The sequence below is a fragment of the Streptomyces sp. NPDC056224 genome, assembly GCF_042267665.1.
GTDB lineage: Bacteria > Actinomycetota > Actinomycetes > Streptomycetales > Streptomycetaceae > Streptomyces.
This window is the reverse complement of sequence record NZ_JBHJTK010000001.1, coordinates 455543-476573: the sequence shown is the minus strand read 5'-3', so window position 1 is coordinate 476573 and position 21031 is coordinate 455543. Positions and strand designations below refer to the sequence as shown.

Below are 21031 nucleotides of genomic sequence, written 5' to 3'. Positions count from 1 at the left end.
ATCCGGGCCGCCCCGCCGCCTTGGGAACACCGCCCGGCGTTGCGCGTCCACGGCGGGGGGGATCCGCCCCTGTGGCGGGTTTTCGGGGGGGGGGCGGGGCGCTTTTCTTTCCACCGGCGCCGCGCCGGCAGTCGTCGCAGCGAGCCCTTCTCCGGGTGGGCCTCGAACATGTCGTCCCTCCGCCCTGCGGACGTGCCGAGTCTCTCAGTGGAGGTCTGCGAGTTCGGCGCTGATGTGGTGGGCCCAGGTCTGGATCCGCTCGGGATTGCGGAAGTCGCCGCCCTTGCCCTGGCGGACCATCGCCTTGGCGATCAGCCCCGGGGTGTGCTCCGTGATGCTGCCGCCGAAGGTGACGTGTTCGCGTGCGCCCAGTCGCTCCATCTGCTGCGCGACCGCCCGCACCGGCGGGATGTCGTGCTGCTCGGCGGAGCTGTCGACCGGGCCGCTGCTGAACAGCCAGACCGGGCGGTGCTTGAGGGAGTCGGCGTTGCGTTCGGCGCAGCGCTTGGCCTTGCGGCTCCAGTGCCCCGCGTACAGGGCTCCTCCGAGCACCACGGCGTCGTAGCCGCGTACGTCGTCCACGTCGTCGGCGGGGAGCACGACGGCGTCGAGGCCGTCCGCGCGGAGGGTCACGCCGATCTGCTCGGCGATGCCCGCGGTCGCTCCGTGCTTGGTGCCGTAGGCGATGAGTACCCGCTTCAAGGTCATGACGATTCTCCGTTCCTGTCGTTTTCGGTGTGCTTCACCGGGTTCCCCGCCGTGCGTGGCGCGACGTGCTCCTCCCGTCCCGTTCGGTCCGGGCCGTACCGCTTGCGTTCGGCGGTCGCCACGTGCTGCTTCACGGCGGCGAAGCTGTCCGGGGCGACGGAGATCGAGTCGATGCCGGTCGTGACCAGGAACTCGGTGAAGGCGGGGTCGTCGCTGGGGCGCTGGCCGCAGAGACCGACCGTGCGGCCGGCGGACCGGGCGCGCGGGACCAGGGCCTCGATGCTGCGGGTGACGGCGGGGTCGTTCTCGTCGAAGACGTGGGCGAGGGCTTCGGAGTCGCGGTCGACTCCCAGGGTGAGCTGGGTGAGGTCGTTGCTGCCGATGGAGAACCCGTCGAAGCGCTGGGCGAAGTCCTGGGCCAGGATGATGTTGGCGGGGATCTCCGCCATGACGTACACCTTCAGTCCGTTCTCACCGCGGCGCAGGCCCTCGTCGGCCATGGCCTCCAGGACCTTGTCGGCCTCTTCGAGGGTGCGGCAGAAGGGGATCATGACGATGACGTTCGTCAGGCCCATCTCCTCGCGGACCCGGCGCAGCGCCCGGCATTCGAGGGCGAAGCCCTCCCGGTACCCGTCGCTGTAGTAGCGGCTCGCGCCGCGCCAGCCGATCATCGGGTTGGCTTCGACCGGTTCGAAGGGGCGGCCGCCGAGCAGGCGTGCGTACTCGTTGGTCTTGAAGTCGCTGGTGCGGACGACGACGGGGGCGGGCCACCGGGAGGCGGCGATCCGGGCCATTCCGTAGGCGAGGTGGTCGACGAAGTACTGGCCGCGGTCGAGGTGGCCCTCGGTGAGCTGGTCGACCGCGCAGCGGTCCCCGTGGTCCAGCCGTTCGGGGTGCAGGAGCGCCATCGGGTGGGCCTTGACCTGGTGCGCGACGATGAACTCCAGCCGGGCGAGCCCCACGCCGTCGGCCGGCAGCCGCCACCAGCGGAAGGCCGCGGACGGATCGGCGAGGTTCAGCATGACCCGGGTCCGGGTGGCCGGCAGGCCGACGAGGTCGGTCTCGGTCTCCTCGTACGCGAGAAGGCCCGCGTAGACCCGGCCCCTGCCCCCTTCGGCGCACGAGACGGTGACGTCCTGGCCGTCGCGCAGCACCTCGGTGGCCCGGGTGGTGCCGACGACGGCGGGAACCCCGAGTTCGCGGCTGACGATGGCGGCGTGCGAGGTGCGGCCGCCGTGGTCCGTGACGATCGCGGAGGCCCGCTTCATGATCGGTTCCCAGTCCGGGTCGGTGATGCCGGTGACGAGCACTCCGCCGGCCGGGAAGCGGTCGAGGTCGACGGGCGTGTCCAGGGCGACGACCGGGCCGCGGCCGATGGCCTCACCGACCGCGATGCCCTCGATCAGGGCATCTCCCGGCGTGGCGGTCAGCCGGCAGCGGCGCAGGGTCGAGGCGCGGCGCCGGGACTGCACGGTCTCGGGCCGGCCCTGCACGATCCACAGGTCTCCCGTGATGCCGTCCTTGGCCCATTCCAGGTCCATGGGGCAGCCGTAGTGCTCCTCGACGGTCCGGGCCCAGTCGGCCAGGAGCCGTACCTCCGCGTCGGTCAGCACACGCCGCGACCGCTCCTCACCGGTCGTGTCGACGGTCCGGGTCAGCCCGTGTTCCGCGTAGACGGCCTTCTGCCGCTTCGCGCCGATCCGTACGTCGATCACCGGGTCCAGCGCCGGGTCCTTCATGCTCGGCTTGAACACCGTGTACTCGTCGGGGTCGACCTGACCGCTGACGACGGTCTCCCCCAGCCCCCGGGCCGCGCTCACGACGATGACCTCGGGAAAGCCGCTCTCCGGGTCGAGGGTGAAGATCACGCCCGCGCCCGCCAGGTCGGACCGGACCATCAACTGGACGCCGACGGAGAGCGCGACGGAGAGGTGGTCGAAGCCCATCCGTTCCCGGTAGTCGATCGCACGGTCGGTGAAGAGCGACGCGTAGCAGCGGTGGCAGGACTCCAGCAGCTGGGCGGGCCCCCGGACGTTCAGGTAGGTCTCCTGCTGCCCGGCGAAGCTCGCTTCCGGCAGGTCTTCGGCGGTGGCGCTGCTGCGTACGGCGACCTCGGGCTGCTCCCGCCCGTGGTCACGGGCGAGCTGCTCGTACGCGGAGACGATCTCGGTGCGCAGCCCGTCCGGCAGCGGCTCGGCGAGGATCATCGACCGGATCGCCGCCCCCACCTCGTCCAGCGCAGCCCCCTCGTGCAGACGTCCGAGCTGCTCGTCGATGCGCCCGCGCAGCCCGTGGCGGCCCAGCAGCTCTCCGTACGCTTCCGCCGTCGTGGCGAACCCGGGAGGCACGCGGACGCCGGCGGAGGCCAGGTGGGCGGTCATCTCCCCCAGTGAGGCGTTCTTGCCGCCCACGCGGCCCACGTCCTGACGGCCGAGTTCTGCGAACGGTATGACGCGTCGGGTGGTGGCCATGACGTCCTCCGTGTACGTGCGGTGATCGCGGGGCTCAGCAGGGCATCGGGCGCCCGGGCGGGGTGCGCGGGTCCGGCGGCGCGGGCGCGTGGGGGTGCTCGCGTCGGATCTCGGCCCGGATGCGCCACATCGTCGTCATCCTTCCGGGAGCGGGGGCTGCGAGCTGCGTCCGGATTCCACGGTCGCGCCTCCCGGTGCCGGGGGCACAGTGCCGAGCGGGTCAGGGGCGGGGGGCCGAGTGGGCCGTACCCGGGAGGGACCGGTCGGCCCGGGCGTCCGGGGCAGGGCGGCTGCTATGGAGTCCGCCCAGAGTGCGATCTCGGCGCCGTTCACGTAGGAGCCGTAGCGGCATCCCAGGAGCCGGAAGAGGATGCGGCCGGTCCGGCTGAGGTGCTGGGGGCGGATCGTGCCGGAGAAGCGGTGGTGGTCACGGGGGCGGACCAGCTGCTGGAGCTCGACCAGCGGCCGTTGTTCACCCCTGTCGGCGAGTCCGCGCAGGAGGCGGGGCAGTGCGGCCGTCATGCCGACGCTGAACATCCACACCGGCCGGGCGGCCAGGTCCGTGTGACGGTCACGGACGAACGCGGCGGCAGGCGTGAGCCAGGCACCGTCGTGGACGGCGCTGCCCACGACGCACGCCTCGTATCGCGTGAGGTCGGGGCGGTCCTCCTCCTGTCCGGACAGCGAGCGGACGTCAACCGGGTGGTGCGCTTCGCGCAGCCGCTCCGCGAGGCGTCCGGCGATCTCCCGAGTCGATCCGTGCTCGGTGGCGTAACAGATCAGGACGGTCATCCAGGCACCTCCGGTCCGTGGTCCAGAAGGATGGAACCCCTTCCCCCCAAGGGAAACCGCCGGGCCGGTCCGCGGACAGGGCCGCGTGGGGCAATCAGGGGTCCGAAGGGCCCATGCCGCGACCGCCGGGTGCGGTCACGCTGGAGGTATGTCCGAGACGACGACCACCGACCTCTACGAGGTCACGATGGCGATGTCGTACCTGCGCGAAGGCATGCGCGCGCCGGCCACCTTCAGTCTGTTCGTCCGGGACCTGCCGCCCGGCCGGGGGTTCCTCGTCTCCGCGGGCCTGGAGCCGGCGCTGGACTACCTCTCCCGGCTGCGCATCACGGCGGACGACGTGCGGGACTTCGCCCGCGCGCTGCACCGGCCTCCCCAGGAGCTGGCCGCACTGCTGGACCTCCGCTTCGACGGGGAGGTCCGGGCGATCCCCGAGGGCCGGATCGTAGGCGCCCAAGAACCCCTGCTGGAGGTCACCGCCCCGCTGCCGCAGGCCCAGCTCGTCGAGACGTACCTGCTCACGCAGGTGTGCCACCAGACCGCGGTCGCGTCCAAGGCGGCCCGATGCGTGCTCGCCGCGCGAGGACGGCCCCTGGTGGACTTCTCGCTGCGTCGCACCCACGGCCCGGGGGCCGGGCTGCAAGCCGCCCGGCTGGGTGCGCTGGTGGGGTTCTCCGGTACCAGCAACGTCGCCGCCGCCACCCGGTTCGGCATCCCCGCGTCCGGCACGATGGCGCACTCCTACATCGAGACCTTCCCCTGCGAGGAGGACGCCTTCCGCGCGTTCGCCCGCGCCCACCCCGGCCCGCTCACGTTCCTCGTGGACACCTATGACACGGAGGGCGGCGTCGCGGCCGCCGCCCGTGTCCTGGCCGAGCTGGGGCGCGGCCCGGGCTGCGCGATCCGTCTCGACAGCGGCGACCTCGGCGCGCTCGCCCACCGGGCACGAGCCCTGCTCGACGGGGCCGGGCTGGAGGACGTGCGGATCATCGCGAGCGGCGGGCTGGACGAATACGCCATCGCCGCGCTCGTCCGCGACCGGGCGCCGATCGATGTCTTCGCGGTCGGCACCCGGGTGGGCGTCGCCGCCGATGCCCCGTACCTGGACGCGGCGTACAAGCTGGTCGAGTACGACGGCAGGCCGGTGATGAAGCTGTCCACCGCGAAGGTCACCGCGCCGGCCCGCAAACAGGTGTTCCGCCGTCCCGGCCGCACGGATGTGATCGGCCTGTACGGCGAGGAGCCGCCGGACGGCGGGACGCCCCTGCTGCGTACGGTGATGCGGGGCGGCCGGCGGACGGGGCCGCCCGATTCGCTCGCCGCCGCCCGGGCGCGGTTCGAGGCGGATCTCGCCGGGCTGCCGGCGGCCGCGCGCCGCATTCAGGACCCCGAGGCCCCGGCGGCGACCGTTTCCCCGCAGCTGGAGGCACTGACCGCCGACGTACGCGGGCGCCTGGAAGCGGCCTTCGCTACGCACCCCGGTACAGACGCTCGAGGTCGATGAGCATGACCTCGCCACGTGCCCCGGCCGCATGGAGTTCAGGGCTGAACCCCGAGGCGCCGTAAAGGGCCGGGCGGACCCTGCTGACGTCTTCTTCCCGGGCCGTGAGTGCGCCGAGGATGCCGTGCAGCCGTTGCAGATGGTGGACGTCCATGCCGGTGTGCCAGCGCGCGAGCCCCACCGACAGCAGGGCACCGGGCTTGCGACCGTCCCGGGCGCGGACCACGACCTCGGCCTCCAGCCCGCCCGCCGCCGACGGGTCGCCGAGCGAGCCGTACGACGCACTCAGGTGGTCGGCGCCGAAGGAGTCGGGGGAGGCGAAGCGGACGACCCAGTCCCTGCACGTCTGAGCGAACTGGGGTCCGGCGACACGGGAGTTGAAATCGGTTCGCGCACCTTCCCACACCGCTTCGGCGGATCCCTGCTCCAGCGCGGTCCTGCGCGGGCGGGCCACGGCGTGCTCGAACGCCAGGAGCTGGTCGGTGGGCCGGTGGCGTACGACGGCCGGCCGCAATCCGTCGTGCTCCATCCGGAGGAGGCCGTTCTCCCGGAGAACGGCGAGGGCGCGGGAGGCGTCGGAGAGCTGCTGCCCGAGGAAGGCGGCGATCTCCCCCTGGGTCGTGCAGCCGGCGGCCAGGGCGGCGAGCACGGAGTGACAAGCACCGGGGCTCTGGTGCCCGGTCTCCTCATCGACGAGGTGGCGGGCTTCACGGAACAGCGGCGTGCGCGGATTCAGGACGGTTCGGCAGACCCAGGCATCGAAGTCGTTCCGGTCGACGGGAACGTCACCGCCCACGTAGTCGTGCCGGTAGGCCGGCGTTCCGCCCACAACGGCGTACACGCGGAAGGCCAGCTCCGGGTCGTCGATGCCCCACAACTGGGCTGCCTTGCGAAAGTCCAGGGGCTGGAGGTCGAGCTTGAGAGCGGACACGGCCTCCAGCTGGGAAGAGGGCGCGAACAGCCGGTTCATGACCGGCGCGGTGGATCCTCCCAGGATCAGGCGCGCGCGGTTCGCCTGCGGCGCGCGCGCGAGGCGGCGCAGCGCGCCGTGGATGACGGACGTCAGGGCCGGGCTCGCGGCGACGAGGTCGGGAAACGAGTCGATGATCACGGGAAGCGGCCGCGAGTCACCCAGTGCCAGGAGAGCGTCGACGGCTTCCTTCCAGTCGCGCCAGTGACTGGGTGGGGCGACCTGCCGGTACCGCGCGTACTCCTCGCCCAGTCTGCGCAAGGACTCGGCTTCGGTGGCTTCCTGACCGCAGAAGTAGAACCCGCCGGTCACCCGGGCGACCGATTCGAGCAGGAGCGTCTTGCCCTGGCGCGGCCGGCCCACGACCGCGCCCAGCCTCGTGCCCGCCTGCGGATCGCTCGAGAAGTCGATCAATGTCGCCCATTCGTCCTCCCTGTCGAAGAGCCGGCCGGGCTTGGCGGAGAGGTCAGGGACCGCCGTCGGGTGTCGCTGTCCGTGTACGGCATTCACACCATGCACCTCCGGAAGCGGCTGAGGACTGACTCCATTCTCGGGCGCGGGACGGTCCGGCGCGCGGCGCGCCGCCGTCCGCCGTTCCGGCGAGCCCCTTCGGAGCCCGGGGGGCAGTCCGCTGTCAGTCCGCAGTCAGTCCGAACCACCGCTCCTCCCCCGCGGCCACGGTCGCCAGCCGTTCGCCGGCCAGGCACACCGGCAGCGGCGGCACGAGCGGGGAGGCGGGCACGCTGATGCCCAGCCGTCCGGGAAGAAGCTGGACGCGGATGCCCCGGTGCCCGCGATAGCAGAAGGTGAACGAGGCGCGGGGAACCTCCCGGAGCGGGACGGGATCGACGAGGAGTCCTCCCGGGCCCGCCTCGAGCCCCGCGATACCCCGCTCGATGAGGTCGAGGGTGCCGGCCATGGCACCCAGGTGGATGCCTTCGCCGGTGGTGCCGCCCTGAATGTCCGCCACGTCGCTGAGCAGGGCCTCCTGGCAGTACCGCCAGGCGTCCGCGCCCTTCTGGCTGGCGAGGACCCAGCCGTGCACCAGGCTGCTGAGGGTCGACCCGTGACTCGTGCGGTTCAGGTAGTACGTGACCGTCGCACGCCACACGTCGTCATCGAGCCGGTACCCGAGGCGGTCGAAGAGGGCCCCGAGGTCCGTGGGGCGGAAGAGGTAGCCGAGCATGAGGGTGTCGGCCTGTTTGGAGGCCTGATACCGGTTGACCGTGTCGCCTTCGGATTCCAGGATGCGGTCGAGCCTGCGGATGTCCCCGTAGCGGGCCCGGTATGCCTGCCAGTCCAGTTCGGCCAGGCTTCCGTAGCCCTCGAACTGGCTGATGACGCCGGCGTGGAACGGCACGTACATCCGGCGGGAGATGTCCTCCCAGCGGTCCAGCGTCTCCTCGTCGGGGCCGAGTTGCCCGACCAGCTCCCTGCGGCGGGCTTCGGACAGCCCGTCGAGCAGCTCACGTGCACGCGCGAGGGTCCAGGCCGCGGTCACGTTCGTGTACGCGTTGTCGTCGATCCCCGGCGCCGACGCCTCGGGATAGCCGTCGTGATACTCGTCCGGCCCCACCACGCCGCGGATCCGGTAGCGCTCACGGTCGGCGTCGAAGGTGGCCACGGAGCCCCAGTAGCGGGCGATGTCGAGCAGCAGTTCCGCCCCCGGGCCCTCGATGAACCCGGTGTCCCCGGTGCTCTGACCGTATCGCCACACGTTCCACGCGACGGCCGAGCCGACGTGGCGCTGCAGGTGCGAGTGGTCGGGCAGCCACCGGCCCGACCGGGGATTGAGGTGCAGCGTCTGGGTCTCCTCGACGCCCGAACTGCCGCTCTGCCAGGGGAACATCGCACCGTGCAGACCGCACCGCTGCGCGGCGGCACGGGCCGAGGGCAGCCGACGGTGGCGGTACATGAGCAGGGCACGCGCCACTTCCGGGAAGTGCAGTGTGACGTAGGGCAGGACGAACAGTTCGTCCCAGAAGACGTGACCGCGGTACGCCTCACCGTGCAGCCCCCGGGCGGGCACGCCGACGTCCATCTCCGCGGTGTGCGGCGAGAGTGTCTGGAGGAGGTGGAAGAGGTGGAGCCGAAGGATGCGCCCCGCTTCGCCGGGTACCGTCAATTCGCCCTGGCTCCAGAGGCGTTGCCACGCGGCGCGGTGGGAGGCGAGCAGCACCTCGAACGAGGCAGCGTGTGACGCGTGCTCGACGGCGCGCGAGAGGGGGTCGCCCTGGGGGCGGTCCAGGGACGTGTACAGGGCCGCGGACTTGACCACGGTCGCGGGACGGCTGCGGGAGACCGGCAGTGTGAGTGTCTGGACCGTGGCGTTCTGCGTACAGCTCATGGTCGTCGCGACGACGGGCCGGGAGGTCGTCCTGACGGCGACCCCGATGCCGATCCGGGAGGTATTGGTCAGGCAGGACAGCCAGGCGACTCCGTCGGCGCCGACTCCGGCGCGGTGGCCGGTGAGGTGGCGCCCTTCCAGGTCCCGGTACCGCTCGACGCCCGCGTTGGCGACGTCGCCGTCGAGGATCGCCTCGGCCACGATCGTCCCGCTCCAGCCGTACGCGCGGAAGGTGGTCCGCTGGGCTGCGAGGTACGGATCGCCCATGTGGACCAGTCGGGTGTGGGTGACGCCGAGCCGGCGGCCGTGGCCGTCCTGGAAGAGCATCCGGCGGGTGAGGACACCGCCGCGGAGGTCGAGCGAGGTCGTGTGGTGCCGCAGGCTCGGGTCGTCGGGGGTGAGCCAGTCCCCCATCGGCCCGTCGTCCGGCACGCAGCGATAGCGCAGGCGGAGCCAGTCGGGCAGGTTGACCAGATCCTCGTTGCCGACGCGCTTGCCCGCGACCTGCGACGAGAGCCGGTTGTAGCAGCCGGCCACGTACGTTCCGGGGTAGTGGACGGAGTCGGCGGGCGCCTCGGGCGCGGCTCCCCGGGTGGCGAACCTGCCGTTGCCGAGCGTGCACAGGGCTTCGACCAGGCGCTCCTTCTTGGGGTCGTAGTCGTTGAAGGTCCAGGTCCACGTGGTGTTCACCGCCCCGCTCCCCGCGCTCTGCGCGCCACGGCGGTGAGACCGGGGAACACCACGTCCGGGCCATGAGCGCGCGAGTGCGCTTCGGCGCCGGTGGCCTCCACCCCGGCGGGGGCGTCTTCGCCGGCCGCGCGGGCGGGGGCGGTGCCCGGCCGGTCCGCGGCCGGGTCGGGCAGCACCCCGCCGGTGTCGAGGACGACCCCGCGCAGTGTGCTCACCGGTGCACCACGCGGCGTCCGGTGAGCCGGGTCGGGGTGAGCTTCATCCAGTGGGTGCGCTCGCCCCCGGCCCAGGGCATCGAGCGCGCGATGGCGTCGAGCCGCTGCTTGCCCGCCGCATCGGTGACGCCCTCGACCTCGCCCACGGCCATGACGCTCCAGCCTTCTTTCATGGCTTCGTCGATGTGGTCGACCTCGAAAGCCACCTCCGTCCCCGCGGTCCCCGCGAGCGCCGCCTCCTCGGACGTGCGGAACGCGATCTCGTTGCCGGCCATCACGTAGTTCACGGGGAAGATCGCAGGTCCCCCGGGGGTGACGACCGCGACCCTGCCGACGCCGTGCGTGAACAGCAGGTGGCGGCAATCGGCGTCGGTGAGCGCGATCAGTTCCGCGTCCCGCCGGGCCATGCCGCGCCCGGGCGGATACTCGGTGGTCGCGCCGGTCAGTTCCGCCACGGTCGTCCCCAGCGCGTCGGCGAGACGGACGAGGGAGCCGATGGCGGGGGCCGCGGCGTGTTCCTCCAGGTAGGCGACGTAGGTGGCGTCGGCCCCGCAGCGCTTGCCCACCTGCTCCCGGGTAAGCCCGAGTTCCTCCCGCCGCGCGACCAGCCGGCGGCCCAGATCGGTGCGGCCGACGGGCACCTCCGCGGCGGGTCCGGGCTTGCTCCTGTTCATGGCGTCACGTCCTCTCGGCTTCGCGCCGGGCCGTTTGGGCGAGCACGTCGTGCCGGGGGCCGCCCAGCACCACCTTCAGCGCACCCGTGTCGCCGGCGCGGGCGAACACGTCGTACGCCTCTTCCATCTGCCCCAGCTCGAAGCGATGGGTGACCAGCGCGCTCCCGGGCAGGCGGCCGGCGGCCATCATGCGCAGCAGCATGGGCGTGGAGTAGGTGTCGACGAGTCCCGTGGTGATGGTGATGTCCTTGATCCACAGCTCTTCGAGGTGCAGGGTGGCGGGCTTTCCGTGGACGCCGATGTTGGCGACGCGCCCACCGGGACGCACCATGCGGGCGCACATCTCGAAGGCCTCCGGGACTCCGACGGCTTCGATGGCCACGTCGGCGCCGAGTCCGTCGGTGAGGTCCGCGACCAGCTGTTCCGGTTGCTCGTTCGCGCCGGCGGTCGCGTCCGCGCCGAACGCGCGGGCCGCTGCCAGTCGCGAGTCCGCGAGGTCGACGGCGATGATCCGCCCGGGACTGTACAGACCGGCGGTGGTGATGGCTGCGAGGCCGATCGGGCCCGCCCCGACCACGACGACCGTGTCACCCGGCCGGACGTTTCCGTTGAGCACGCCGACCTCGTACGCGGTGGGGAAGATGTCCGCCAGCAGGACCGCGTCGTGACTGTCCACGGCGCTCGGGAGGGGGTGCACGGAGAGGTCGGCGAAGGGGACCCGGACGTACTCGGCCTGCGTGCCGTCGATGGTGTGGCCGAGGACCCAGCCGCCGCCTCCGCGGCATTGTCCGTAGTGGCCCTCCCGGCAGAACCGGCAGCGGCCGCACGAGGAGATGCAGGAGATCAGCACGCGGTCACCGGGGCGGACCGTGCGGACGTCGCCGCCGGTCTCCACCACGGTGCCCACGGCCTCGTGGCCGAGGATCCGTCCCGGGGTCACCTCGGGCACGTCGCCCTTGATGATGTGCAGGTCGGTACCGCAGATGGTCACCGCGTCGACGCGGACGACCGCGTCGGCGGCGTCCTTGATGATCGGGTCCGGCACGTCCTGCCAGGCGGTCCGCCCGGGGCCCTGGAAGACGAGTGCCTTCATGACATCGCCCTTCTTCCTGTTTCTCGTCCTGTGGGGACAGTGCCAGGCTGGCCCGGCGGCTGTCCTGGGCGCATGGGCCGTTCGGTCCCGGCCCTGGGCCCGTCGGGCCCCTCCCCGCCCGGTGCGGCGAATGCGATGGTGAAGAGCGGTACCCCCCTCGAAAGGAGGGCCGCCGCCATGGCCGAGACAGCCCCGACCACCGTGCCCTCGTCCTCCCGCCCGGCGCTGCTGCGGTTCCTGGGAGGCGTGCGGACCGTGACCGGCAGCAAGTTCCTCGTCGAGAGCGACCACGCCCGCGTCCTCGTCGACTGCGGTCTCTTCCAGGGTTTCGCGGACCTGCGGCGTCGCAACTGGGCGAAGCTGGCGTGCGACGCCTCCGACATCCACGCCGTGGTCGTGACCCACGCGCACCTGGACCACTGCGGCTACCTGCCCCGGCTGGTCCGGCACGGCTTCCGGGGCCCGAGGTCCTGGCCCAGGGCGAGCAGGCGATCAGCCCGGAACCGTTCCTTGCCGCCCGTACCGTCCAGGAATCCATCGACATCAACAACACGAGCGGGCCGGCCGTCATCGTCTCCTCCGCCGGCATGGCGACGGGCGGGCGCGTCCTGCACCACCTGAGCCGGTTCCTCCCCGACCCGCGGAGCGCCGTGGTCGTCGTCGGGTCCGCCGCCGCCGGCACCAGGGCCCGCGATCTCGTGGACGGCGCCCGCACGCTCAAGATGTTCGGCGACTACCTCCCCGTACGCGCCGAGATCGCCGACGTACCGCACTTCTCGGCGCACGCCGACGCCGGACAGATCATCGACTGGCTGCGCCACGCCCCCGCACCCCGCACCACCTACTTGGTCCACAGCGAGGAGACCGCAGCCGAGACCCTCCGGGACCGGATCGACCGCGAGCTGGGCTGGACGGCCGTCGTACCCAAGTCCGGGGAGGCCGTCCTGGTCCGCTGAGTCCCCGTGCCGGGCGCAGGTGTGGGGGAAGGGTTTGGGGCACACCATGAGCACCATGAGGACCATGAGGACCATGAGGACCCGCCACCCGGATCCGCGACCTGCTCGCCCCCACGGCAGCGGCCAGCCGCCCGCCCACGCCCGCTGAGGAACGTGCCATGACCTCCACCCCTTACACAGTCGCCGACGTCATGACCCACCAGGTCGTGGCCGTCACCCCCACCGCAGAGTTCAAGGAGATCGTCTCGGCCATCGAGCGGTGGAAGGTCACCGCCCTCCCCGTCATCGAGGGTGAGGGGCGTGTGGTCGGCATCGTCTCGGAGGCCGACCTCCTGCCCAAGGAGGAGTTCCACGCACACCGCCCCGGCATGATCGAGCAGATGCGCCGTCTCGGCGACACCTCGAAGGCCGGCTCCACGTGCGCCGAGGACCTGATGACGACCCCTGCCGTCACCGTCCGGCCCGGCACCACGCTCCCCCAGGCCGCCCGCCTCATGGCCGAGCGGCGCATCAAGCGCCTTCCGGTCGTCGACGCCGACGGCATCCTGAAGGGCATCGTCAGCCGCGCCGACCTCCTGAAGGTCTTTCTGCGTTCCGACGACGAGCTCGCCGCCGAGATCAGGCACGAGGTCGTCGAGCAGCTCTTCCCCGTATCGCGCGGGACCGTCAAGGTCGATGTCACGCACGGAGTCGTCACCCTCTCGGGAGGGGTGCGCGACGCACGCCGCATTCCCATGGCCACGCGCCTCGCCCAGGCCGTCGAGGGGGTCGTGGGCGTGCACAACCGTCTGGAAGCGCTTGCGTCCGCCCCCGATGAGGGAGCCTGAGGTCCGTCCGGCGAACGACTCGGACGGGCGTGCCCCGGTGCCGTGTGGATGAGACGTCGTGCACACTGCTGGCATGCCCGAGGACCAGGCGCAGCAGACCCCTCCCGATCCCCTGCTCCAGGTGATCGACAACCTGGCGCGGTTCCATCGGGAGCATGAGAAGTACTACTCGCAGGCGCCACTGCGGCAGGCGGGAGAGCTCCAGGCGCGCTCTCGGGCGCTGAAGTCACTGGCCGACTGGTGGAGCGAGGCCGAAGCCGGCGAGCGGACGTCGGCGATCGCGTTCGCGGGCGCGGAGGACCTGAATGCCCCGGGGCTCGCGGCGGAGTCGGGGATCCTCTTCATGGAGGGGGAGGCCGAGCCCGCCGAACTGCGGAGGCTGAAGAACGAAGTCGGCGTGCTCGCCGAGGACACCGGGCAGGGCGGCGCATGGCTGACCCGGGCGATGGAGCAGGCGTGGGAGATCGCGGGAAGCCTGGCCGCCTATCCGGCACTTGCCGACCTGCTGGGAGAGCGGCACCGGATCATCGCCAATGACTGGCAGGCGGCGGGCCTGCAGGTTCTGGTCGCGCGGCTGCTGCGCCGCGCCCTCGACGTGCTGGCCCGTGTCGACTTCTCCCCCGCGGCGCTACGGGCCGACCTGCGAGGCGAGCGGAACGCCCCCGCCTACCTCTATTCGGCTTCCGAGCTGTTCGACCGGGCGGCCGACCTGATGGTGGAGTCGGCGACGCTCGTGCACGAGAACGAGCGGCGCTGGCGCACGTTCCGTGCCCGGGTTCGCGCGCTGCGGTCCGAGTAGGCCGGCGGCCACGGGAGCGGTCCCCGGCCCGGGTGGACCGCCGTCGCCGTCCGCGTACTCCCGCACCGCCGCACGCCCCGGACGGGCCGAACCGCCGGCGGGCCCGCACAGGATGCGCGGGACGGCCCTCACGGGGCCAGATCCCGCCTCATCAGCAACGCGTGCGCGGCAACGAGTCCCAGCACTCCGACTCCGACGAGCACCCCCAGCTGCGGCCACAGCACATGTCCCCGGGCGAGCGCGTCACCCGGCGTGTAGTAGTGGAACGGGCTGATGAAGCGCAGTGGCGCCGCTGTCGACCACGCCAGCGCGATGAAGTTCACCGCGAAGCCCACGGCCCCGATCGCGATGGTCGCCCCGATCACCTGGGCCCGTCTGCGTCCCCACGCCGATACGGCCAGGGCCGGCCCCATCAGGCACAGCGCGAACCCGCACCCCATCACCCCGGCGGCGAACACTCCGCCGAGCGACACCTCCCGACGGATGTCGGGCGACAGCGCCACGCCGGCCGCCACCGTCAGCGTGGCCGCCGCGTTCAGGGCCAGCGCGGCCAGCCCCACCGCGGCCGTACGCTCGGCCAGGAGGCGGTGCCGGGACACCGGGCGAACGATGAGCAGCTCGATCGTCCCCGACTCCACGTCCGCGGCCACGGCCGCCGCCGCGAGGGAACCGATCGCCGTGAGCTGCATGGCGATCCAGAACGGATGCACCAGGCCGGCTCCCAGCAGCCCCGGATAGCTCGCGATCGACACGTCCCCGCTCGACCCGCTGAACGCCCGGACCGCCGACGGCGGACCCGTGCCGCCCCCGGAGAACAGCTGACCCGGCGCAATGGTGTTCGCCACCACGACGATCAGCGTCTCGAAGACCACCATCCCGATCACGAGGGCGATCAGCATCCGCCGGCGCCGGTGCAGCGACAGCCACAACAGCGGCCAACGGGACTTCACGGGGCCTGCCCCGCGTCCCCGTTCCGGTACAGGTCCAGGAACGCCTCGTCCAGTCCCGCCTCCTCCACGGTCACGTCGGTCACCGCCAGCGCCAGCAGGCCCCTGAGCGCGCCGACCACCTCGCTCGGCGGTACGAGCAGTTCCACCCGGTCACCCGACCACCGCGGCGACCAGTCGTCGGCACGCCCCAGGGGCCGGGGGCCCGCGCCGTCGCCGAAGGTGAGCCGGATCCTCCGGGCCCGGGCCTCACGGAGCGCCGCCACGCTCTCCACGGTCACCAACCGCCCGTCCCGTACGATCGCGACGCGCCCGCAGGCCCGCTGGACCTCGGGCAGCACATGGCTGGAGAGCAGCACGGTCCGGCCGCCTGCTGCGGCCTCCCCCATCAGCTCGAAGAACGTCTCCTGCACCAGGGGATCCAGTCCCTCGGTCGGCTCGTCCAGCACCACGAGCCGCGGGTCGTGCTGCAGTGCCTGCACCAGGCCCATCTTCTGCTTCATGCCCCGGGAGTACTCGCCCACCGTCCGCCGCAGGACCGCCGGTGTGAGCCCCAGCCGCCCGCACAGCTCGCTGCGGCGCCGTGACGGCACACCCTGCAGGGCGGAGAGCAGATCCAGGGTTTCCTCGCCCGTGAGCTCCGGATACAGCCGCAGCTCCCCGGGCAGATACCCGACCTCCGGAGCCACCCGCCGGTGATCAGCGAGGGGATCCAGCCCCAGCACCCGTGCCCGGCCCTCAGTCGGCCGCAGCAGCCCGGTCAGACACCGCAAGGTGGTCGTCTTGCCGGCCCCGTTCGGCCCGAGGAACCCGAACACCTCCCCGGGCCGCACAGTGAGGGTCAGCCCCTCCACACGACCACGGCCCCGTACCGCTTGGTCAGCCGGCTCAGCTCGATGGCGTACGCGGTGCCCATGGAACCAGTCTGTCTCCGCCCTCCGGCCCGCGCCCCGCGAACCGCGGTTCCACGGTTCCACGGTTCCGGACGACGGCGGCCAGGAGAACGCCCGGCGCCCCCGCGGGCTCGGCCACCCGCACGGGACGGCCCCGCACCGGACGGCGGAATGGCGGATCAAGGTGACCGGGCCGACCATGGAGCTATGGCTTCTGTGCGCCGTGACAGCCGTTCCGATGCGTTCCGGGCGCTCGCAGGACGCCGGGGGTGGCCGGGAGAACGGCTGATGCGGGCACTCGCGCACGCCCGCGAGGAGCGTACGGCGGATCCCTCCGCCTGGGCCCCGGCGGTCGCCGAACCCTTCGGCCTTCCCGGCGCCTCGGCCCTCGGGCCCGCGACGTACTACGCCGATCTGTCCACCGCGCACGGCCGCCGGCATGTACGCGTGTGCTCGGCGACGGCGTGTTTCGCCGCGCAGGGCGGACGCCATCTCGGCGCCGTGGAGCGGCAGCTGGGCGTGAGCGCCGGCTCCGTCTCCGCGGACGGGGCGACGTCGCTGCAAGCGGTGCGGTGTCTTGGATACTGCTACGCGGCTCCCGCCGCTCTGGACGGCACCACACCGTGCACCGGCGACTCGCTCGCCGTGCAGCTCGCCGGAGGGGAACCCCCGCGGGCCCCCGGAATTCCCGCGTCCGACACCACCGGCGACTCCGTGCTCCTCGCGGGCGCCAGCGCATGGCAGGTGTGGCCGACGGCCGTCCGGTCCGCCGGTTCCGAGGACGTCCACCGGGAAGTCTCGCTGTCCGGACTGCGCGGACGTGGCGGGGCGGGTTTCCGGGTCGCCGCCAAGTGGCAGGCGGTCAGCCGGACGCCGGACGCCGGCCGGGTCGTGATCGCCAACGGAGACGAGGGGGATCCCGGTTCCTTCGCCGACCGGTTGCTGATGGAGCGGTATCCGGATCGGGTGCTGGAGGGCCTGGCTCTGGCCTGCTTGGCGTGCGGAGCCGACCGGGGGCTGGTGCTGGTGCGCTCGGAGTACCCGCGGGCGCTGGCCTCGATGCGCGAGGCCGTGGCGCGGGCCTACGCGGAGGGACACCTCGGTACGTCCGTGCACGGTACGCGGACCGCCCTGGACGTCGACGTGGTGAGCGGATCCGGATCGTACGTGGCCGGTGAGGAGACCGCGCTGATCGCGGGGCTGGAAGGCGGCCGCGGGTGCGCCCGGGCCCGGCCGCCGTACCCCACGGAACGGGGCCTGTGGGATCGGCCGACCGTGGTCAACAACGTGGAGACACTGGCGGCGATCCCGTGGATCGTCAGCCGGGGCGGCGCTGCGTACGCCCGGCGCGGTACGCCCTCGGAGCCGGGTACCAAGCTAGTCAGCCTGTCCGAGCGCTTCGCACGCCCGGGCGCCTACGAAGTCGAACTCGGCACGTCCGTGGGGCACATCGTCACCGAGCTGGGTGGTGGGCTGAAGGGCGGAGCGGAGCTGGCCGTCCTCCAGATCGGCGGGCCGCTCGGCGGATTCCTGTCCGCCGACGCCCTGGACGTCCCCCTCACCGAGACCGGCCTGGCCGCTCGCGGGGCGGCGCTCGGGCACGCGGGCATCGTGGCCCTGGACCGCGGCATCGATCCCGTCGAAGTGCTGCGGCACTTCTGGGAGTTCGCCGCTGCCGAGAGCTGCGGGGCCTGTTCGCCCTGCCGGGTCGGTTCGCGCCGGGGACGGGACCTCGCGGCGGCGGACTCACCGCCCGGGGAGGAATGGGCGCGGTTGTCGCGCGTCCTCGGGCAGGCCAGCCTCTGCGCCTTCGGCAGACGTCTGCCGGTGGCGGTCGGCAGTCTCGCACGGGCGTACGGGGACCAGCTCCCGGGGTGGGCTCCGTGATCCGGATCGAGGTCGACGGCACGGGCGTCGACGTACCCGCGGGGACCTCGTTGCTGTCCGCGCTCCGAGCCGCGGGGGTGCGGCTGCCCGCACTCTGCTCCGACGACCGGCTCGGCCCGGTGGGATCGTGCCGCACCTGCCTGGTCCGGTCGGACGGACGGCTCGCGGCGGCCTGCGTCACGCCGGCCACCCACGGCAACCGCGTGGAAACGGCCTCGGACGACCTCAGGGAACTGCGGCGCGCGGCCGTGGAAGTCATCGTGTCCGCACTCCCGCCGCGCGCCCTGGCAGCCGGAAACCCTTCCGAGCTCGCGCACCTCTGCCGGTCCATGGGAATCGGGCCCGAGACCGCGCACGGCTCCGGTGGGCGGGAGGCGGACGCGTCGCACCCGTACGTGCACCTGGACCCCGACCTGTGCATCGCGTGCGGCCGGTGCGTGCGCATGTGCTCCGACGTGCAGGGCACGTTCGCGCTGACCCTGGTGGGCCGCGGGGCGGACACCGTCGTCGCCCCCGGTACCGGGGGCCCCTGGGCCGAGTCGGACTGCGTGTCGTGCGGCGGCTGTGTGGACACCTGCCCGACCGGTGCGATCTCCGAGCCGGGTGCGGGACGCGGAATCACCACGGGTGTGCCCACCGCCGGTGTCACGCGAACGACCTGCGGGTACTGCGGTGTCGGATGCTCCCTCGACGTCGTCGTGCGCGACGCCGGGGTCGCCGCCGTGCTGCCGGCCCGGGACGGGCCCGTCAACCACGGGCATGCATGTGTGAAGGGCCGCTTCGCCCACGGGTACCTCACCTCCCCCGACCGCCTCACCCGCCCCCTGATGCGCCGGGGGGAGCGCCTGGAACCGGTGAGCTGGGACACGGCCGTCCGTCATGTGGCCGAACGCCTGTCGGCGGCCGTCGCATCGGGTGGGCCCGACGCGGTGGCCGCCATCTCCTCGGCCCGGGCCACCAACGAGGAGAACTACCTCTTCCAGAAGTTCATGCGGACCGTCGTCGGCACCAACAACATCGACAACTGCTCCCGGCTCTGCCACGCACCCTCGGCGGCCGGGCTGGTCGCCTCCTTCGGCCTGTCCGGCGGAACCGACACCTTCGACGAGGTGGAGCAGGCCGACTGCCTCCTCGTGGTCGGCGCCAACCCGGTGGAGGCCCACCCCGTGGTGGGGGCGCGGCTGCTCCAACGCGCGCTGGGGGGAGCCAAGCTGGTCGTCGCCGACCCGCGGGCCGTGGGCCTCGCCCTGCAGGCGGACGTCCACCTGCGGCCGCGCCCGGGCACCAACGTCGCGCTGTTCCACGCACTGGCCCACGTCCTGATCGCCGAGGGGCTCGTCGACGAGCGGTTCCTGCGCGACCGGGCCGTCGGCCTGCCCGAGCTCACCGCTCTCGTGGCCGACTACCCGCCGGAGCGCGTGGCCGGCATCACCGGTGTCCCGGCCGCGGACCTGATCAGCGCCGCCCGGATGTACGGACGGGCACAGCGCCCCGCGATCGTCTACGGCTTGGGGGTGACGGAACACCTCCACGGCACGGACGGCGTCCGGTCCCTGGCCAATCTGGCGATCCTGCGCGGAGCGGTCGGAACGGACCGCGGCTTCGGCGTCAACCCGCTGCGCGGCCAGAACAACGTGCAGGGCGCCTCCGACATGGGGGCCCTGCCGGATCTCCTTCCCGGCTACGGAAAGATCACCGACCCGGCGGTCCGCGCCCGTGCGGAAGCCGTCTGGGGCCTGCCGGTCCCGGCACGTCCCGGCCTACGCATCCCGGAGATGTTCGCAGCGGCCCGGTCGGGTGCCCTGCGCGCGCTGTGGGTCATGGGAGAGGACGTGTGCGCCACCGACCCGGACACGGAGAACGTGGTCCGTGCCCTCGACGCCTGCCCGTTCGTCGTCTGCAGCGAGCTGTTCCTGTCGGAGACGGCCGAGCACGCGGATGTCGTGCTCCCCGCGGCGTCCTGGCTGGAGAAGGACGGCACGTTCGTCAACTTCGACCGACGCTTCCAGCGCGTGCGGCCCGCGGTGGCGCCGCCCGGCGAGGCCCGCAGCGACTTCGACGCCGTACGCGCGGTGTCCGCGGCCATGGGCGGCGGTGACCCGGCCTGCGCGACCCCGGCCGACGCGCTGGCCGAATGCGCCCGTCTGGCCCCGCTGTTCGCCGGGCTCTCCCACGCGCGTCTGGACCGGGAGGGAGCGGTCGCCTGGCCCTGCCCGGATCCGGACGGCCCGGGAACGGCGAAGCTGTACCGGGAACGCTTCGCCACACCGGACGGGCTCGCGCACCTGGCGGCCGTTCCGTACCTGCCGCCGGGCGAAGAACCGGACGCCGACTACCCGTTGATCCTGGTCACCGGCCGGAGCTGGGCCCACTACAACTCCGGCAGCATGACCCGGCGGGGCGGCAACCTCGGCCTCGACGCGGTCGACCACATCGACGTCCATCCCGACGACGCGGTCCGCCACGGCATCCGCGACGGGCGGCCCGTCACCGTGCGGAGCCGTCACGGCCGGGCCCGTCTGCTGGCCCGCGTCGGTCCGCGCACCTCCCCCGGCCAGGTCTTCTGCACCTTCCACTTCCCGGCCAGCGGGGTGAACCGGCTGACCTCCGGCCACGTCGACACCCTCACCTCCTGTCCGGAATACAAGGTCACCGCGGTGCGTCTGACCGATGGCACCGACGAATGACGGGACACGGCGATGCGCTTCTCCAACCGCACGGCCGCCGGGCAGCTGCTGGCCCCCGAGGTTGCACGGCTGCAGCTGAAGGACCCGGTGGTGCTCGCACTCCCCCGCGGCGGAGTGCCGGTGGCATGGCCGGTCGCGAGAGCGGTGCACGCACCGCTCGACGTGATCGTCGTACGGAAGCTCGGTGTTCCCTTCCAGCCCGAGGTGGCATTCGGCGCCATCGGCGAGGACGGCGCCGTGATCATCGATGAGGCGACCGTACGCGCCGCCGGAATCGGTGGACGGGAGTGCGCCGAGGTGGAGGAGCGGGAGCGGTCGGTGCTTGCGCAAAGGCTCTCCCGCTACCGTCAAGGCCGTCGCCGGGTGCCACTGACCGGCCGCACCGCGGTGATCGTGGACGACGGCATCGCCACGGGAGCGACGGCGGCCGCGGCTTGCCGCGTGGCACGGGCCCACGGGGCGTCGCGCGTCGTGCTGGCCGTCCCCGTGGCCGCGGGGGGGGGGGGGGGGGGGCCGCGGGCGCGGGGGCCCCCGGGGGGTTTTGGGGGGGCAGACCCGGCGCGCGCGGCCCCGC

Annotated in this window: 18 protein-coding genes; 8 read left to right on the top strand and 10 right to left on the bottom strand. The window is 72.7% G+C overall.

All coding sequences use genetic code 11. From position 1 onward, the window contains the following. Positions 1–204: 204 nt before the first annotated feature. The 3 genes from ACFCZ1_RS02170 to ACFCZ1_RS02160 form a co-directional block, all read right to left on the bottom strand. Positions 205–708 carry a flavodoxin domain-containing protein gene (locus ACFCZ1_RS02170; protein WP_376676395.1) on the bottom strand — a complete coding sequence of 168 codons (504 nt, stop codon included), beginning with the start codon at positions 706–708 and terminating at the stop codon, positions 205–207. Beyond that, positions 705–3179 carry a phosphoenolpyruvate synthase gene (ppsA, locus tag ACFCZ1_RS02165; RefSeq protein WP_376676394.1) on the bottom strand — a complete coding sequence of 825 codons (2475 nt, stop codon included), beginning with the start codon at positions 3177–3179 and terminating at the stop codon, positions 705–707. Before ppsA ends, ACFCZ1_RS02170 begins: the two co-directional genes overlap by 4 nt. Before the next feature lie 135 nt (positions 3180–3314). Continuing rightward, positions 3315–3971, bottom strand: coding sequence for a flavodoxin domain-containing protein (locus tag ACFCZ1_RS02160; protein WP_376676393.1), 657 nt, complete (start codon positions 3969–3971; stop codon positions 3315–3317). A gap of 148 nt (positions 3972–4119) precedes the next feature. On the opposite strand from ACFCZ1_RS02160, the gene ACFCZ1_RS02155 reads away from it, so the two are divergent. After that, a complete protein-coding gene (locus ACFCZ1_RS02155; RefSeq protein ID WP_376676392.1) occupies positions 4120–5475 on the top strand; it encodes a nicotinate phosphoribosyltransferase in 1356 nt (451 codons plus the stop codon). On the opposite strand, the gene ACFCZ1_RS02150 is transcribed toward ACFCZ1_RS02155, so the two are convergent. The 5 genes from ACFCZ1_RS02150 to ACFCZ1_RS02130 all read right to left on the bottom strand — a co-directional run bounded on the left by ACFCZ1_RS02150 (position 5441) and on the right by ACFCZ1_RS02130 (position 11461). Further along, positions 5441–6952, bottom strand: a complete 1512-nt coding sequence (locus ACFCZ1_RS02150) for an ATP-binding protein (RefSeq protein ID WP_376676391.1) — start codon at positions 6950–6952, stop codon at positions 5441–5443. The genes ACFCZ1_RS02155 and ACFCZ1_RS02150 overlap by 35 nt on opposite strands. A gap of 124 nt (positions 6953–7076) precedes the next feature. Next, positions 7077–9479 (bottom strand): glycoside hydrolase family 65 protein, encoded by a 2403-nt coding sequence (locus tag ACFCZ1_RS02145; protein WP_376676390.1) that lies wholly within the window; start codon positions 9477–9479, stop codon positions 7077–7079. Further along, complete coding sequence (locus ACFCZ1_RS02140; protein ID WP_376676389.1) at positions 9476–9694, bottom strand: hypothetical protein; 219 nt, start codon at positions 9692–9694, stop codon at positions 9476–9478. Before ACFCZ1_RS02140 ends, ACFCZ1_RS02145 begins: the two co-directional genes overlap by 4 nt. Next, on the bottom strand, positions 9691–10368 hold the full coding sequence (locus ACFCZ1_RS02135) for a helix-turn-helix domain-containing protein (RefSeq protein WP_376676388.1): 678 nt from the start codon (positions 10366–10368) through the stop codon (positions 9691–9693). Before ACFCZ1_RS02135 ends, ACFCZ1_RS02140 begins: the two co-directional genes overlap by 4 nt. 4 nt (positions 10369–10372) lie before the next feature. Beyond that, complete coding sequence (locus ACFCZ1_RS02130) at positions 10373–11461, bottom strand: zinc-dependent alcohol dehydrogenase family protein (protein WP_376676387.1); 1089 nt, start codon at positions 11459–11461, stop codon at positions 10373–10375. 177 nt (positions 11462–11638) lie between these two features. Here ACFCZ1_RS02130 and ACFCZ1_RS02125 point away from each other — a divergent pair, with 177 nt between their 5' ends. The 4 genes from ACFCZ1_RS02125 (at position 11639) to ACFCZ1_RS02110 (ending at position 14043) form a co-directional block, all read left to right on the top strand. Continuing rightward, a complete protein-coding gene (locus ACFCZ1_RS02125) occupies positions 11639–12082 on the top strand; it encodes an MBL fold metallo-hydrolase (protein WP_376676386.1) in 444 nt (147 codons plus the stop codon). Further along, entirely contained in the window at positions 11998–12417 is a 420-nt protein-coding gene (locus tag ACFCZ1_RS02120) for an MBL fold metallo-hydrolase RNA specificity domain-containing protein (protein ID WP_376676769.1), read from the top strand. The genes ACFCZ1_RS02125 and ACFCZ1_RS02120 overlap by 85 nt, the downstream gene beginning before the upstream one ends. Before the next feature lie 158 nt (positions 12418–12575). Then, complete coding sequence (locus tag ACFCZ1_RS02115; RefSeq protein ID WP_376676385.1) at positions 12576–13244, top strand: CBS domain-containing protein; 669 nt, start codon at positions 12576–12578, stop codon at positions 13242–13244. A gap of 73 nt (positions 13245–13317) precedes the next feature. Beyond that, a complete protein-coding gene (locus tag ACFCZ1_RS02110) occupies positions 13318–14043 on the top strand; it encodes a hypothetical protein (protein ID WP_376676384.1) in 726 nt (241 codons plus the stop codon). A gap of 128 nt (positions 14044–14171) precedes the next feature. Here ACFCZ1_RS02110 and ACFCZ1_RS02105 read toward each other — a convergent pair whose 3' ends face one another. Together ACFCZ1_RS02105 and ACFCZ1_RS02100 are read right to left on the bottom strand one after the other, a co-directional pair. Further along, on the bottom strand, positions 14172–14993 hold the full coding sequence (locus ACFCZ1_RS02105) for an ABC transporter permease subunit (RefSeq protein WP_376676383.1): 822 nt from the start codon (positions 14991–14993) through the stop codon (positions 14172–14174). Then, positions 14990–15844 (bottom strand): ABC transporter ATP-binding protein, encoded by an 855-nt coding sequence (locus ACFCZ1_RS02100; protein ID WP_376676382.1) that lies wholly within the window; start codon positions 15842–15844, stop codon positions 14990–14992. The genes ACFCZ1_RS02105 and ACFCZ1_RS02100 overlap by 4 nt, the downstream gene beginning before the upstream one ends. Positions 15845–16090: 246 nt before the next feature. Between ACFCZ1_RS02100 and ACFCZ1_RS02095 the strand changes: the two genes are divergently transcribed. From ACFCZ1_RS02095 to ACFCZ1_RS02085, 3 genes are all read left to right on the top strand, one after another. Further along, positions 16091–17770 (top strand): NAD(P)H-dependent oxidoreductase subunit E, encoded by a 1680-nt coding sequence (locus tag ACFCZ1_RS02095; protein WP_376676381.1) that lies wholly within the window; start codon positions 16091–16093, stop codon positions 17768–17770. Beyond that, positions 17767–20457 (top strand): formate dehydrogenase subunit alpha, encoded by a 2691-nt coding sequence (gene fdhF, locus ACFCZ1_RS02090; protein WP_376676380.1) that lies wholly within the window; start codon positions 17767–17769, stop codon positions 20455–20457. Before ACFCZ1_RS02095 ends, fdhF begins: the two co-directional genes overlap by 4 nt. Positions 20458–20469: 12 nt before the next feature. After that, positions 20470–21031 (top strand): phosphoribosyltransferase (locus ACFCZ1_RS02085; RefSeq protein ID WP_376676379.1); only part of this gene is annotated, 562 nt, incomplete at its 3' end.

Bases quoted from the DNA above. Each gene is read 5' to 3' on its own strand.
- ACFCZ1_RS02170 (WP_376676395.1), bottom strand. From the start codon at position 708: ATGACCTTGAAGCGGGTACTCATCGCCTACGGCACCAAGCACGGAGCG.
- ppsA (WP_376676394.1), bottom strand. From the start codon at position 3,179: ATGGCCACCACCCGACGCGTCATACCGTTCGCAGAACTCGGCCGTCAG.
- ACFCZ1_RS02160 (WP_376676393.1), bottom strand. From the start codon at position 3,971: ATGACCGTCCTGATCTGTTACGCCACCGAGCACGGATCGACTCGGGAG.
- ACFCZ1_RS02155 (WP_376676392.1), top strand. From the start codon at position 4,120: ATGTCCGAGACGACGACCACCGACCTCTACGAGGTCACGATGGCGATG.
- ACFCZ1_RS02135 (WP_376676388.1), bottom strand. From the start codon at position 10,368: ATGAACAGGAGCAAGCCCGGACCCGCCGCGGAGGTGCCCGTCGGCCGC.
- ACFCZ1_RS02130 (WP_376676387.1), bottom strand. From the start codon at position 11,461: ATGAAGGCACTCGTCTTCCAGGGCCCCGGGCGGACCGCCTGGCAGGAC.
- ACFCZ1_RS02125 (WP_376676386.1), top strand. From the start codon at position 11,639: ATGGCCGAGACAGCCCCGACCACCGTGCCCTCGTCCTCCCGCCCGGCG.
- ACFCZ1_RS02115 (WP_376676385.1), top strand. From the start codon at position 12,576: ATGACCTCCACCCCTTACACAGTCGCCGACGTCATGACCCACCAGGTC.
- ACFCZ1_RS02110 (WP_376676384.1), top strand. From the start codon at position 13,318: ATGCCCGAGGACCAGGCGCAGCAGACCCCTCCCGATCCCCTGCTCCAG.
- ACFCZ1_RS02095 (WP_376676381.1), top strand. From the start codon at position 16,091: ATGGCTTCTGTGCGCCGTGACAGCCGTTCCGATGCGTTCCGGGCGCTC.